This is a genomic window from Psychrobacter sp. PSi21, from assembly GCF_054960615.1.
This window is the reverse complement of the sequence record NZ_JBHNYR010000008.1, coordinates 1-14,455: the sequence shown is the minus strand read 5'-3', so window position 1 is coordinate 14,455 and position 14,455 is coordinate 1. Positions and strand designations below refer to the sequence as shown.

Here is a 14,455-nt window from a genome sequence, read left to right as displayed (position 1 = left end):
AACCACGATCAACGTGAGATTGATCGTGGTGTTATGTTTTATGCTTTATGTTTGATATCAGGCTTTTTTAAGTGTCTGTGCAGGGTCTTCGACGTAGTCATCAACATTCTTATTGACGACGTTAACGCCTGTCAAATGATTGCTTTGAAACTCAAGGAATTTGACGCCCAACTTGTGGCGTACTTCAAGAGCATTGCGTTTACGAAAATCCACGAGGCATTGGCGTTCTTCCTCACCCATGTGATCGCTGTTTGCTACCTCGCAGTCTGCGACCGCTGAGAACCACTCAGGTGACCCTACATCGTAATTTTGTACCTTTTCACCAGTATCTCGAATATCATTGTGATCACCGATAGCGTCGCGTGTCTCATCTTCTGCATTATCGGCGTCGGCTGCACCAGTACCTGTTTTCAATAAGTCAGGATAGAAAAAACGTTCTTCGGCTTCGGCATGTGCATCCAGTAGATCTTTTAAACGTCCCCACACGGCTTTAAGGGCTTCGGTTTCGCTTGGGTCTATCTCGCTAATCGCGGCAAACAGACGACGCTGTTCGCTATGATCATCCAAAATCAGTTGTGTAATGTCCATAGTCGTTCCTTATGTTTGTTATGGTGCTTTGAGGTGAAGAGCTGATCGGCTCTTCACCAGCTTGGTTCATTGTTTTAAATGCTTTGAGCCCATTTTTTTTGCTCAAAAGCAGAGGTAAATAAGCTGTATTTCTGATACCTATACGCTTTGAAATACCACTCAGATGGCTTGGGCGCATTCACATCACTCGTAAAACCTGTAGAGCCAACTCTTGTATCTTGGCGTTTACTCTATAAAGCCGACAATAAATAACTTACCCTAGTCACTTCAACAAATCCACATAAGATTCAATATTCTCGGCCTTTACTGATGTAAAGCGATAGCTACCCTCGCCATCAAAGTGCTTTGTTTAGCATGTTTTGTCTTTGGATTTAATCCTTTTGGTGTTGATAGTCAGGTTGGTAGATGTGGTTCTGAATAAGAGCGCTGAGGTCTTCGGGTTCATCGATACCAGCAAGTCCGCGGTCAAATATGTCTCGGGCGATAGCAATGGCGATCCGCGTTTCAGTGCTCAGCATTTCTCTTTGCGGTGGGAAGAGCGTCCCTCTTTCTCGGTCCGCATCAGACACCGCATCGGAGCATCCTCGCGCCGCAGCGATGAACATTTTACTGTCGATTGTTTTCGCTTTAGTCGCGTAAACAGCAAGACCAAGCACAGGGAAAACGTAGAAGTTATTGGCCTGTCCGGGATGGAATTCTTTGCCATTCACCTCGACATCTGGGAACTGTACACCGCAGGCTACCAGTGCTTTGCCATCGGTCCATGTGTAGGCTTGCTTGGGGGTACATTCGGCCTTGTCTGTCGGGTTGGATAACGGAAAAATGATAGGTCTGTCACAGTGTTCGGCCATCTCCTTGACCACCTCTTCGGTGAATAGGCCGCCTGCAGTACTGACGCTGATCAGGATCGTAGGCTTAATGGCTGTAACAACTGCTTTTAAATCTTTTTTATTTGCCATGTTCTTTGCAAAGGGCTTTTGGTAGGGGTTCAGATCCTCTCTCTTGATCGTCAGCAAACCATTGATGTCAAATAAGGCAATCTTATCGTAAGCCTCTTTTTTGCTTAACCCCTCATGTTGCATCGCCTCGGCGATCATTGAGGAGATACCGATGCCAGCAGATCCTGCGCCAGCAAAAAGAATGCGCTGATCTTTAAGCGATTCTCCCTTAATTTGAAGTGCCGTGGTGAGACCTGCAATGGTCACGCTTGCGGTGCACCAGGTATACCGCGCTTGCCAAAGATTTTTTGCCACTCTTTTGAGGTGCGTAGCAAGAAGGCGTCTTTCATCTTCGCAGCGATATGATCGGCCCAATACTTAAGCATTGGATAAACGCCAAGTGAGGTATCGGACGTCCACTGGCTAGAAGGTAGGTAAGTGTCTTCTTCTTCTGTCAGCCCTTCTGCGACCAACTCATCGTACAGTCCGAGCACTTCTAAGCAGCGCTTGGCATGATGTTTATGGCTTGGACAAACCACGTAAAACATACGTCCATCTTTACACATATAACTACGATAGAAAGGATCTAGCAGCTCCTGCAATTCTTCGTAGTTCATATTCATTGGAATGCCTTCAACGCGGCGACGGTCGATTTCAACTTCGCGCTGCGTCAAATAACGCTCAGGCATGTTTTCAACTTTTATTGAGTTGTAGCAAAGCCCTTCTATAACAGCGGCAGCAAGTGGTACCTCAATCGCATCACCAACCCCCGTTTTTTCACGTGCTTGTAGGGCGATGACTACCGAAGAGCCTGCCAGCATGGCGCCATAAGCAGAAGGTAGTGGTAGGGGGGAGAAAGAGGGGTTGATACCCATAAGGACACGGTTTAACCCCATGTCAGTAAATACGCCTGAGCTTGCTGAGACGATGCTTTCATAAGCACGCAGCTCACGGCGCTGTTCATCATTTGAGGCAAATCCAGGAATAGATAGTGTGATCAACTGCGGGCGCTCTGCGCGTAGCTCGACCAAGTCCAGCCCCATTTCTGCCATTTTGCCAGGGCGGAAGCCTTCGATAACGATGTCACTTTCCAAAATCAGTTGTCTGGCCTGTGCCAACCCTTCATCTGTCTTAAGATCGATTGTAAGCATCAATTTATTGCGATTTAATATGGCATTGGCAGGGCTTTGCCATTTTGGGCCTGATGGTGGGTCGATATGAACCACGGTTGCGCCCAGGTCGCCAAGCATCATTGACCAAAATCGATTACTTTAACACCGATGATCGGCAATTCGCGAGTTGCTTGCATAGTCATCCATCCTTAGAATTTTATCATTCTACTACTATCAAAAATCAGAATTTAGTGAGGCGCGCCAGTACAGATACAAGTTGCTACCACACTATATAGCTAGAGTGCTTGCTTTCTCTCCGCCCTCTAGGTAGATAAGAAGCAAGCACCAATTGTTTACATACAAACTACTGCGTTTGGGAGCACTCATAGCATAGCGCTCCCAAAGGATCATGTCATTAAGTTGGCATCGAGAACTGTTTCTCGTCTCTCACTGCCGCACTTGGCCAGCGCTGAGTGACGGTTTTACGACGAGTGAAGAAACGCACACCGTCTGGTCCGTACATGGCCAAATCACCAAACAATGAGCGCTTCCAGCCACCAAAGCTTTGTGACGCGACAGGTACTGGTAGGGGAATATTGACACCAACCATGCCGACTTCGATATTGTCAATAAAGTGACGAGCCGCTTCACCATCACGGGTATAGATGCACGTACCGTTACCGTATTCGTGGTCATTGATGAGCTGTACGGCTTCTGCCATAGTTTGTACACGCATGACTTGTAGCACTGGGCCAAAAATCTCGGCTTTGTAGCTGTCCATGTCTTTAGTGACATGGTCGATCAGTGTTGGACCAACAAAGAATCCGTCTGCATAACCTTTTGGTTGAACATCAGAGCCGTCTGCGACCAATGTTGCACCTTGATCAGCCGCGCTCTTGATGTGTTCGACAACTTTAGATTGATGTGCTTTGGTAATGACAGGGCCAAAGTCGTTACTCTTCTCTGAATGCACACCATACTTGAGCGCTTCAATAGCAGGTTTTAGCGCGGCAATCATCTTATCAGCCGTGTCGTCACCGACAGCGACGGCAACAGACAATGCCATGCAGCGCTCGCCTGATGAACCAAATGCTGCGCCTAGCAGTGAGGTGACCACGTTATCCAAATCTGCATCTGGCATCACGATTGCATGGTTTTTTGCACCACCTAATGCTTGGCAACGTTTACCTTGTGCTGCTGCGGTTGTGTAGATGTATTCAGCGATAGGGGTTGAGCTAACGAAGCTGACCGCTTTGACATCTGGGTGATGCAAGATGGCATCAACAGCATCTTTGCCGCCATTGACGACGTTAATAACGCCTTCTGGAAGACCGGCTTCTTGCAACAGCTGTGCAATAAATAGCGTAGAGCTTGGATCACGCTCAGAGGGCTTTAAGATAAAAGTGTTACCGCAAACGATAGCCATTGGGAACATTCACAGTGGTACCATGGCAGGGAAGTTGAAGGGAGTAATACCAGCGACAACACCTAGTGGATGAAATTCGCTCCAAGAATCGATCTTTGAGCTGACATTGCGGCTGTGCTCGCCTTTTAGCAGCTCAGGTGCGGCGCATGCGTACTCAACGTTTTCAATACCGCGCTGTAGCTCACCTGCGGCATCGTGAACAATTTTTCCATGCTCTTCACCGATTAGGCGGCAAATCTCATCTGCATTTTGCTCAAGCAATTCTTTGAACTTGAACATCACACGTGCGCGTTTTAGAGGCGGGGTTTTGCTCCACGCTGGAAACGCAGCTTTAGCAGCAGCAACCGCTTCGCCAATCGTTTTTTCGCCGCCCAAAGCTACTTTTTTACTAACTTCGCCAGTTGATGGGTTGTAAACGTCTTGGGTTTTGCTGTCATTGTTGACTAAGCTACCGTTAATGAAGTGTCCGATAGTTTGCATAGTTTATGTCCTTTAAACGTGTGTATTATTAGTTGGTTGATATCTGATGAAGGCGATTTTAGTGCTATGAGTTTTCTGTACCACTCTCATCCCATAACATGGTGTACAGCTGAATCATCTCTTCAAGGCTGGGTATACGAGGGTTATTATTGGGTGATCCTGAGGCAAATGCTTGCTCACACATGGTGTTGACGAGTTGGTCAAAATCTGCTCGTTGTACACCAAATTCCGCAAGTGTCGGCACGTGCAACTCTTTGTTTAAGTTTTTCAGAAAATCAACCAAACGGTTGTTGGCCTCATCATCTGTATCACTAGAGTCGGCAACGCCTAATGCACGTGCGCAGTCAGCGTAACGATCAGGTGCGCTTGAGATACCAAACTCGGTAATGGTTGGTAGCAGCATGGCATTTGATAAACCGTGCGGTACGTGGAAAAAGGCACCGATTGGGCGACTCATGCCATGTACAAGGGCGACTGAAGAGTTACAAAAAGCAATACCTGCCAAGGTAGAGCCAAGCATCATCGCTTCGCGTGCAGGTTCATCTTTACCGTCGTGATAGGCTTTTTGGAGGTTGGGTCCAATGAGACGTAGGGCTGCGAGCGCTTGTTGGTCGCTATAGGCATTACGTTTAGGGCTGATATACGCTTCAATAGCATGCGTCATTGCGTCAATACCCGTATCTGCAGTGGTACGCGGGGGTACGCTAAGCGTCAGGGTATAGTCGATAACGGCGGCCACAGGCATGAATCCCATACCAACGCACAATAATTTTTCGTTATTAAGGTCGTCTGTAATGATAGTGAAGCGGGTGGCTTCTGAGCCTGTACCAGCCGTGGTTGGTATGGCAATGATAGGGAGACCTGTTTCATCGACTTGACGCGGGAACTTATAATCACGCATGTCACCGCCAAATCTACCTAAGATTGAAATGGCCTTGGCACTATCGATGGGGCTGCCGCCGCCTAGGGCGATAAGACCATCATAATCTTGCGCTTTGACTTGAGACACGCCCGCGCTGATAGACATTTCAGTAGGTTCTGGTACGGTATCTGAAAACACGTCAGCATTGATTTGCGCTTCTTTTAAAATGGCTTGGATATTATTGACATAGCCAAGTTTAACCATCATGTCATCAGTGATGATCAGTGGTTTTTTGACATCCAAATTCTTTAATATCTGCGGTAGCTTTTGGCAAGCATCGCGTCCAATCTCCATCGTTCTTGGCAGGAGGATACTGTGCGACATAATTACTTATCCTTGTATTAATAACGTCCATTATCAGCTTGTTGGGCCGATTATTTGTCTTATAGACCGTTGACAACACAGTCAGTGCTCAACAATAAAATTCACATAACGATAATTATTTTCTCGTTATGTAAAAGTAACATTATATGTTTATAATGACAAGACGTAAAAGCATAAATTTTACCGTTATAATGAATAAAATCATTTGCTGAGCATCAGTTCGCGTTTTGGAGTAGATAATGAGTAATGCTAAAAAGAAGAAGGGCTCAAGTGTTGAGCGCGTGCTACAGATTGTAGAGGTGCTGGCCAACTCGCAACGACCAATGAGTGTCAGTGACTTGGCAGAAACACTCGAGGTGCCTGTGCCCAGCATGTATCGACTATTAGATCAGCTGCAAAACCTTGAATTTGTTCAGTTGGATCTACCGGGGAAGGTCACATGCGGCAAACGCACGTATAAGTTTGCCATGAATTTACTGCAAAACAGTGATTTTAAAAATGACAGACTTGCCATACTCAATGAGCTGTCTGCAAAAATAGGCGAGACAGTCGGTATTGCAATTTTACAAGATTTGGATGTGGTTTATATCGATCGTGTGATGTCAGATTGGCCGCTGCAAATCTTTTTACCATCAGGCTCTCACGTACCTGTATGGGCCAGTGCCAGTGGTAAGCTGTTATTGGCGCAGTTGCCGAATGACAAATGCGAGCGCATTATCAACAAAATGTCGATACATGCACTGACGACAAAGACCCAAACTGACAAAAACCAGCTGATGGAAACGATTGCAACGGCACGTGAAACAGGCATTGGGATGGATAATGAAGAGTTTATTCCAGGTATGGTCGCCTTTTCTGTGATGATCCCGAATGGCGATCAACAAGCATTCGCCTCACTGTTTACCCATGGCCCAACGGTGAGAAAGAGTATGGATAAGTTACTCAGCTACTTGCCGCTGATGCAAGAGGCGGCCAATGAGTTATCGGTTATTTTTGACCAGAGTTATGAGTAGAGATATGGTGATGTTTGGGTATCGGCCGAGGTTATGGACTAAAAACGAGGACATGCGCCAAGCTAAGAAAGTGATGTCCAAAAAATGATGTCCAATACGCAAGGGTAACGGCAATCGGCTGGATAAGTCATCATAGTTTACGATGACATCACTGCCATCCAGCTCGACTTTATAGGTGGTGAATACAATACTTTTGTCATCCAAGCGTTGACTTGTGACACGATTAAAGTGCTGCTTATAAACTTATAAATAGGTGAGGCGACATATAGCACATTTCATCAGAGCTGTTCTCACCCGTCACAGTAGTGCCGCCAACTCTTTAGAAGCTTTAAGATAGAATGGGTGCTAAAGGGTGGCTATGAAAATTTTGCCGAAGCGCCAAGTGCTATTAGCGATTCTATCTGGGGCTACTACCAAAACGTAAGACCGCACAGCGTCAATAATTATTTACCACTGGCTGCAAAAAAAGACGTTACTGTGATCAAAATCTCTGATTAGATGTCCTAAATTAGTTGGCCACTACGCAACGACTAACTTATCTGAAGCTTTTGTTGCTAAGGTTGTTAGGCGTTTATTTTTAAATAACTCATGTAAATTCTCTTATACCCATTCGAATCTTGATACCATATTTATTTTTACTCTTTTAAATTCCAGTTTATAGTAAGTCAAGGTACTAGGTTCTTTAAATCAAATACCTGATTCACAAGTAATGCTTTTTTCTTCAGTATTGAACTTTAGAGAGGTGTAAGCACCACTTACATGCTCATATCCTAAATTATTATTTTCGACAAGTTCTGAATATTCATCTGCCTCTGGAGGTTCAAACTGCGCCCGCAAATTAATAAAATCACTATCTTTAAAAAATAACGTTATGCTGTGCCACTCATACCCTTCTAGATATTCGATGCTGGTAATAGGGTATCCAAATGCTGTGGCATTATTTAGTTTATAGGTGGTAATGAAACTATTTTCTTTAAGCGTAGGGTCTCCACTTCTATAAATTGAGTCAATAGACTGTTTATATGTTGATGGTATTGTTTGAAATAACGTGGATGCCCTGCAGCCTGACATCAAGGGCTTTAGAAATGATGTCCAGTTAATTGTAGCATCTAATGGTAAAACAGCTTGCTCAAGGGGTAACTCAACCTCTATTTTTTTACTTCTCTTCATCTTATCAACCATTTCAGTATCTGTAATGCTTGTATGCAATGCAGGTTTATGAAATACATCCTTAGTACAACCACTCAAAAGTAGAACTATACTAATACCTAGAACAGCTAAAGTCTTATCTATACTCATCTGGAATATCCTTTTTAATTGTGGCCATTCGATTATACAAACCATAGAGTCTGATTTAAATAAAAGCAGTGCTCATTACTTAGTATTTTTTTGAATCAAAAATAACGAGTTGAGAAATTAAAATATCACACCTCGAAATACCAACTCTCCATCACTCTGCTCAAAATATAGTGGCAACTTTTTATTTTGGCCCATAGTAGCTGCACACCCCACCACGTAATTATTTGAAGGTAACCCCTCTAATTGAGGCATATACTCTCTGATTGCATCTAACGAGCAGCCCTTGAAGGTATCAGCATCAATACTTTGTACGGCATCCATCTCATCTTTACTGTATTGGGAAAGCCCTATACCTGAACACTGTGAAAGGTTATTACTAATACAGCTTTGTATCTGCTGAACTTTATAGGAAGCTTTTGTATAAAACTCATCATCAGCCTGCAACCATAGCTTACCAATTGTAAATCTCTCAACATTTATAACATGTGACGGCGTGCAAGCACCAGAAGTGATATATTGAACATCTGCAATCAGGTATTTTGAGCGCAGTAAATCTGGATCCAATTCAGAAATCGGTATTTCAAAAGAACTTATGAAAGCCGGTGGTGACGGGTTAGTTTTGTTATCCATTGTGTCCAAGGTATAGTTAACATCAGACTTAGACTCTATTTGTGTCAAAAAGCTACCTTGTTCGTAACTACACGAACCACCATCCATGCCAAAACAGCCAACAAGCCCTAAGCTAAGAGTAATGGAAATGGTTATCAATCCTGCTAAATTGAGGTGCATGCTGTCACCTAATTTTTTAGTTTTTTAAAATACAATAAATATTATTTAACTGTAAATCTTTTTAATGACTATTGCAAAGAGTTATTAAAGTGAATTTATACTTGCGATATTCATTTTTTTAAGTGAATATAATATTGACATGAGAATATATTAGAATAAGGATATTCAACATGAGCGGATTAAGGTGGCTTTTAAGATCCAGTATTATCACATTATCAACTCTAACGATTGTCTACCAAGCTAGTGCCTCGGAAACCTCTTATACTTGTGCGCCAACACCAGATCTTCAGAGAACTGAAGATCTTTATTTTTTTGAAAGTTTGGTTGAAGTTGAGAGAGATGGTAAATATGGTTTTGTAAACAAGAAAGGTCAGAGCGTCATCCCTATCGAATATGACTCAATATCTTCTAAGTTTTCAGAAGGTGTATTAGGTGTTGAAAAAGACGGTAAATATGGTTTCGTGGATAGGAAAGGTAAAGAAGTTATACCTATCATATATGATGACGTTAGTGGTTTTTCAGAAGGGGTGGCTGCTGTACAGAGAAATGATAAATATGGTTACATCAATTCACAGGGAAAAATGATTATTTCTTTTCAGTTCGATTTTGCCCAGCAGTTCTCAGAAGGCTTGGCTCAAGTGATAACGAATGGACAAACACATTATATCAATAAAAAAGGAGATGAGATTATCTCATTGGATGATTCATACAATATTGCTATAAATGAAGATTATGCAGAGGAGTATGGATTTGCAAACGGTCATTTAACAAATGGGGTGTTGATAGTAGAGAAAGAAGGAAAATATGGCTTGCTTAACAAACGAGGAGAGTTAGTCGTTCCACTAGCATATGATGATATCGTTCAACTTATTGATACTGAAAAGATGATTGAGCGAGAAGGGAGTATAGTCAAAGTCAAAAAAGACGATAAATATGGTCTTATTAATAGCTCAGGAGAGATCGTACGGCCTTTGGAGTATGAAGATATTAGATCGTTTTCAAACAGGTTATTAGTCGTTGAAAACAATGGTAAGTATGGATTAGTTGATGAAAAAGGTAGAGTGATCGTAGAGCCAAAATATGATGAGCTAAGTGCTATCAATTCCGACATGGCGATTGCTGTAGAAAATGAGCAATACAAATTTATTAACCGATGTGGTATGGAAGAACCCAAGCTAGGGCTCTATGAGTATGCAGGTTCTTTTATAGCTGGATTGGCATTAGTAAAAAGAGACGATAAATATGGTTTTATCAATAATAAAGGTCAAGAAGTCATACCATTAATTTATGACTATGCTAGTGAATTTGATGGCGGCAGTGCTCTAGTTGAACGAAATGGTAAAAGAGAATATATTAATAAGCGAGGTGAAAAGATGGCAGATTATTAGTCCCATTAATATGTTTGATAATTGAATTTATAATTATGACGCAACTTCTTTTATATATTATCTTTTGGATAACTGAGTTAGTAAAAATTGATCATAAGGAGGTTTAGTATGATTATGAATCAGGTTCAGAAAAAGAGTGTGGTAGCGCTCCTTGTGCTTGCTAGTGTTCCTTACGCCTTTGCCTCAGAGGTTTCAGAACATTGCGAAAGAGCGCAGGGGTATCTATCAGCTTATGGCACTGTATTGTGTGAAACCTATTCCGAGGGTTTAGTAGTAGTTGAGCAAAAAGGTAAATACGGGTTTATGAATAGCCAAGGTAAGCTTGTTATACCTGTTGAATATGACAACGTGGGCACGTTTTCAGAAGGGCTAGCTAGTGTTGAGAAAAATAATAAATCTGGGTTTATAAATACCCAAAGAGAGGTAGTCATTCCATTTGAATACGATCGACCGAGCAGGTTCTCAGATGGTTTAGCAAGAGTCAGAAAAGATGGGCGATATATATTTATTGATAATAAAGGAACTGAAGTTTTAGACGTAGATCGCTACTACAATTTGAATCCCTTTTCTTACTCAGAAGTGTTTATGGATGGGTTGGCTTTAGTTGAGAAAGAATCCAAGCAAGGGTTAATTAATAAGCAAGGTGAGTTAGTTGTTCCAGTTGAATACGATCTTATCGATCTACCGTTTGTAGAAGGTTTAGTAGTGGTCAAAAAAAATCATAAATATGGCTTTTTTAATCAACAAGGTCAAGAAGTTATACCGCTAAATTATGATAATGCACTAGGTTTTTCAGAGGGGCTGGCACGTGTTGGCTTTGAAGGCAGATACGGTTTTATCAATCAGCAAGGAGAAGTTATGATACCGATAGTGTTTGAAGAAGCTTCTTCTTTTTCGGACGGTATTGCAAAAGTAAAAAAAGATAATATCTGGATTACTATTAATCAGCAGGGGGAACATATATGAAACTTACAATGTTTGTTTTAGCAGTTACTGCTTTTTTTGTGTTCACAAGTTGCAGTAGCTCAAGTCCAAGGCTCTATGTATCAAAATAATGTGCGTGGACTGCCTATGAACTGTACTGAACCGTCCTGATTTTGTTGGATTGTGATTTACTTGAGTTTGATAACCATGCCTGACAGAGTTAAATCATGATAGTACTGCTTTTCAAACACCATAGGTGCACATAACTAATTGCGTTATGTAATCATGTTTTATTGAACCTGCCTAAAAATCTAAAGCTTGCTGGTTCGATATCGTTAATCTCTTGCCATTGCTTCTTTAGATTTTCAAGGACTTCAGAATTATACAGCCCATTGACCGGCACGCTAGAGTCAGTCATCTTATCAGTGTAGCGAATGGGTAAGTACTGAACCCCGTGATCACTGTGATGAATCACCTTCTCAGGGTTGTTCCTATCCGTTATCGTTTGCTTTAGCGCTGCTATTACCATGTCCGTGTTAATACGATTAGATACCCTCCAGCTGACAATGGCACGGGCAAATACATCAGTAATAAAAGCGGTATAAACCCAGCCACTCATCGTCTTGATATATGTAAAATCTGCGACCCATACTGCTTCATTAATCGCTTTATCGTAAAAAGAGCAACCTTTACGCTCTCAGTTTTCATCTGTTGCCAGACTTTACAAGTACAGTAGCGACATTTGCTATCCTGCCAGATATGCCTAATTTCGCTACTGTATCATTGGCTTGCTTGAGATCTTTATTCTCACGCTCAAGCTCTTTGATATGCTGCTCTTAGCTTTGAGTCTGCACTGACGCAGGTCTGGTTTGATCTATGTACTTCTTATGCCATGATCGCAAATTTTCAGGCGTGCAACCAATCTTTGACGCTATGGCTTGAATGGCTGACCATGTAGAGGTGTAGTCGCCTACCAATTCAATCAGCGTGCGAACGGCGCGTTCTTTAATCTCAGGAGTGTAGGCCTGTCTTTTCATTATTGTATTCTCTTAGAATGTTGAGTTTTCGACAATATCGGGGAGATTCACTTTAGCCACAAAAAAATCCAATAGCCTTCCTTCTAATTTTTCACTTAGTTTACAACGGTTTATCTTCATGGTGAGTAGTCTAGTATAGTGCTCATCTACTAGAGCACCTTTATTTAACACTGGCTATATAAATTTAAAGATATTATCCATAATTACTAAATAAATGTGTATTATTATAATATAGGCTAAAGGTTCTATCCTAAGGGTTAAGCTAAAAAAGTCTATTACGCGGTAGCTATTCCAAAGGTAGCTATCTTTTTGAATATTGACTTGATATCTCAATGGAGAATGCCATGAAAATACTTAGAGTATTTATAGCTACATTAGCTCTGTTTACAATCGCGACGTCTACTTCGGCTATGACTACAGCAGAACAAATATCTGATATGGATAGCATGTTGAAGGATAGAGGGTACTATCCGACAGATAACGACGATTTATACGATGTGTTAGATGATTCTTCATCTACAAAAGGCACAATGTATTTTTTCTCTGATAAAACTTATGCAATTACCGGAGTTTGTGATGTAGATTGTAGCGATATAGATATATTTGTATATGATAAATACGGAGAGCTAGTAGCCGGAGATGATGATACAAGCGCTCTAGCATTTACAACTTTCAAAGCAAGCTATACTGGTGGGTATACTATTAAAGTAAGCATGTATGATTGCAGTACTGAAGACTGCTATTATCGAGTAAAGAGCTATGTCAAAAAATAATCAAACTTTAATATTCTTAAATGCTGTTAAGTCACACCACAAAGTACTTAGCAGCATTTTTCGTACTAGGGAGGGTATATCATCAGTTAGCAAAGATGTTTTAGAATGAGCGATACTCAGATCGTATTTATGAATGTGAGATTGGGCACTATGACAAGACGACATGTCCTGCGTGATAAACAATGGGAGAGAGTTAAAGACTTTCTACCTGGTAAACCAAGCGATATTGGTATTGCCGCAAAAGATAATCGCTCATTTGTAGAACCTGTCCTGTATCGTTATAAGACAGGCATTCCATGGCGCGACCTAACTGAACGTTTTGGCAATTTTAGAGTAGACCATACGCACTGTAGCCGTTGGTCAAAAAGGGTATGTGGGAGCAGGTATTGAATCAGTTGTTTGAGCTATCCGATGATGAATATGCCATGTGAGGTGCTACCATTATAAAAGCTCACCAGCACAGTGCTAGAAAAAAAGAGACCAAGCCATAGGGCGAAGCCGGGATGGACTGACGACTAAAATACATACACGTAAAGATGCTTTAAGCAATCCTACAGGCTGTTTGTCTAACAGGTGGCGCTGCTCATGACCTGTGTGCCTCAGGTGAACTGCTTGATATCCGTATTAGTCAGATTTAGCTTGCCGATACGCCTACGATGCTGATGCCCGCGTTATTGAACCGATTAAAGCATTGTAAAGCCATACCGTATAAGCGCCATCGACTACTACCAAGCGACTTCGATAAAGAACTTTATAAAGCACGGTATCTCATCGAGAATTTCTTTGCCAAGGTTAAGCAACACCGTGCGATCGCTACTTGTTATGACAAGTGAGCCTGTCATTTCTTGAGTGTCATTCATCTGGTTTCTTGCGCGCCCTAATTGATGACACAGCCTACATTTATTTTGAGAGATCAATGCCTTGTGGGTCTTCTTTAATGGTATAAAGCGTGAACAATGAAATTAACGAGACGATCGTGATATACAAACCAATCATCCATGACTGTTCATAAGTTGACATAATCCATTGTGCAATCGTCGGCGCGAAGGCACCACCAAAAATAGACCCCAATGCATAGCTGATGGACACCCCTGAAAAACGTACTTTTGCAGGGAATATCTCAGCAAATAGGGCGGATAATGGACCATAAGTGAAGCCCAAAGGAATCGCCCAAATCACTAATGCCAGCATAAATAAAACAGGCGATTGGGTATCAATCAAAAACCACATTGGAATCGACCATAACGCTAACAAAGTATAGCCCAGTTTAAAAATTCTTAGACGACCGATCTGATCCCCTAATATACCGCCCCACAGCGTGGATACTAACCAAGAAACAGCCGCCGCCACGATGATGAGCATGGTTAACGTAGGGCTGAGTCCCAAGGATTTTTGACCGTAACCCACCATAAAGGCGATGAGAATATAACCACCTGCATTGA

Annotated in this window: 11 protein-coding genes and 3 pseudogenes; 5 read left to right on the top strand and 9 right to left on the bottom strand. The window is 42.0% G+C overall.

The window, feature by feature from the left end:
* Positions 1-57: 57 nt before the first annotated feature.
* The 5 genes and pseudogenes from ACFI32_RS07075 to ACFI32_RS07055 form a co-directional block, all read right to left on the bottom strand.
* Entirely contained in the window at positions 58-588 is a 531-nt protein-coding gene (locus ACFI32_RS07075; protein WP_462625815.1) for a hemerythrin domain-containing protein, read from the bottom strand.
* 371 nt (positions 589-959) lie between these two features.
* Complete coding sequence (locus ACFI32_RS07070) at positions 960-1,793, bottom strand: malic enzyme-like NAD(P)-binding protein (RefSeq protein WP_462625814.1); 834 nt, start codon at positions 1,791-1,793, stop codon at positions 960-962.
* On the bottom strand, positions 1,790-2,779 hold the full coding sequence (locus ACFI32_RS07065; protein ID WP_462625813.1) for a CoA transferase: 990 nt from the start codon (positions 2,777-2,779) through the stop codon (positions 1,790-1,792). The genes ACFI32_RS07070 and ACFI32_RS07065 overlap by 4 nt, the downstream gene beginning before the upstream one ends.
* Before the next feature lie 274 nt (positions 2,780-3,053).
* Positions 3,054-4,544 (bottom strand): annotated as a pseudogene (locus ACFI32_RS07060) (CoA-acylating methylmalonate-semialdehyde dehydrogenase).
* A gap of 64 nt (positions 4,545-4,608) precedes the next feature.
* Positions 4,609-5,790, bottom strand: coding sequence for an iron-containing alcohol dehydrogenase (locus ACFI32_RS07055; RefSeq protein WP_462625812.1), 1,182 nt, complete (start codon positions 5,788-5,790; stop codon positions 4,609-4,611).
* Positions 5,791-6,029: 239 nt separating this feature from the next.
* Here ACFI32_RS07055 and ACFI32_RS07050 point away from each other — a divergent pair, with 239 nt between their 5' ends.
* Positions 6,030-6,803, top strand: a complete 774-nt coding sequence (locus ACFI32_RS07050) for an IclR family transcriptional regulator (RefSeq protein WP_462625811.1) — start codon at positions 6,030-6,032, stop codon at positions 6,801-6,803.
* A 687-nt stretch (positions 6,804-7,490) separates the two neighbouring features.
* On the opposite strand, the gene ACFI32_RS07045 is transcribed toward ACFI32_RS07050, so the two are convergent.
* On the bottom strand, positions 7,491-8,102 hold the full coding sequence (locus ACFI32_RS07045; RefSeq protein ID WP_462625810.1) for a hypothetical protein: 612 nt from the start codon (positions 8,100-8,102) through the stop codon (positions 7,491-7,493).
* Between the two features lie 117 nt (positions 8,103-8,219).
* Positions 8,220-8,891 (bottom strand): hypothetical protein, encoded by a 672-nt coding sequence (locus ACFI32_RS07040; RefSeq protein WP_462625809.1) that lies wholly within the window; start codon positions 8,889-8,891, stop codon positions 8,220-8,222.
* Positions 8,892-9,061: 170 nt separating this feature from the next.
* Between ACFI32_RS07040 and ACFI32_RS07035 the strand changes: the two genes are divergently transcribed.
* Positions 9,062-10,279 (top strand): WG repeat-containing protein, encoded by a 1,218-nt coding sequence (locus ACFI32_RS07035; protein WP_462625808.1) that lies wholly within the window; start codon positions 9,062-9,064, stop codon positions 10,277-10,279.
* Between the two features lie 108 nt (positions 10,280-10,387).
* Positions 10,388-11,245, top strand: a complete 858-nt coding sequence (locus ACFI32_RS07030) for a WG repeat-containing protein (protein ID WP_462625807.1) — start codon at positions 10,388-10,390, stop codon at positions 11,243-11,245.
* A gap of 146 nt (positions 11,246-11,391) precedes the next feature.
* On the opposite strand, the pseudogene ACFI32_RS07025 reads toward ACFI32_RS07030, so the two are convergent.
* Positions 11,392-12,240: pseudogene (locus ACFI32_RS07025) on the bottom strand (transposase).
* Positions 12,241-12,584: 344 nt separating this feature from the next.
* Here ACFI32_RS07025 and ACFI32_RS07020 point away from each other — a divergent pair.
* Both ACFI32_RS07020 and ACFI32_RS07015 read left to right on the top strand, forming a co-directional pair.
* On the top strand, positions 12,585-13,013 hold the full coding sequence (locus ACFI32_RS07020; RefSeq protein WP_462625805.1) for a hypothetical protein: 429 nt from the start codon (positions 12,585-12,587) through the stop codon (positions 13,011-13,013).
* 150 nt (positions 13,014-13,163) lie between these two features.
* Positions 13,164-13,846, top strand: a pseudogene (locus ACFI32_RS07015) (IS5 family transposase).
* A gap of 67 nt (positions 13,847-13,913) precedes the next feature.
* Here the strand turns inward: ACFI32_RS07015 and ACFI32_RS07010 are convergent.
* Positions 13,914-14,455 (bottom strand): MFS transporter (locus ACFI32_RS07010; protein ID WP_462625804.1); only part of this gene is annotated, 542 nt, incomplete at its 5' end.

Excerpts from the sequence above, each read along its gene's own strand:
- ACFI32_RS07075 (WP_462625815.1), bottom strand. The coding sequence starts at position 588 with ATGGACATTACACAACTGATTTTGGATGATCATAGCGAACAGCGTCGT.
- ACFI32_RS07065 (WP_462625813.1), bottom strand. The coding sequence starts at position 2,779 with ATGATGCTTGGCGACCTGGGCGCAACCGTGGTTCATATCGACCCACCA.
- ACFI32_RS07055 (WP_462625812.1), bottom strand. The coding sequence starts at position 5,790 with ATGTCGCACAGTATCCTCCTGCCAAGAACGATGGAGATTGGACGCGAT.
- ACFI32_RS07050 (WP_462625811.1), top strand. The coding sequence starts at position 6,030 with ATGAGTAATGCTAAAAAGAAGAAGGGCTCAAGTGTTGAGCGCGTGCTA.
- ACFI32_RS07045 (WP_462625810.1), bottom strand. The coding sequence starts at position 8,102 with ATGAGTATAGATAAGACTTTAGCTGTTCTAGGTATTAGTATAGTTCTA.
- ACFI32_RS07040 (WP_462625809.1), bottom strand. The coding sequence starts at position 8,891 with ATGCACCTCAATTTAGCAGGATTGATAACCATTTCCATTACTCTTAGC.
- ACFI32_RS07035 (WP_462625808.1), top strand. The coding sequence starts at position 9,062 with ATGAGCGGATTAAGGTGGCTTTTAAGATCCAGTATTATCACATTATCA.
- ACFI32_RS07030 (WP_462625807.1), top strand. The coding sequence starts at position 10,388 with ATGATTATGAATCAGGTTCAGAAAAAGAGTGTGGTAGCGCTCCTTGTG.
- ACFI32_RS07020 (WP_462625805.1), top strand. The coding sequence starts at position 12,585 with ATGAAAATACTTAGAGTATTTATAGCTACATTAGCTCTGTTTACAATC.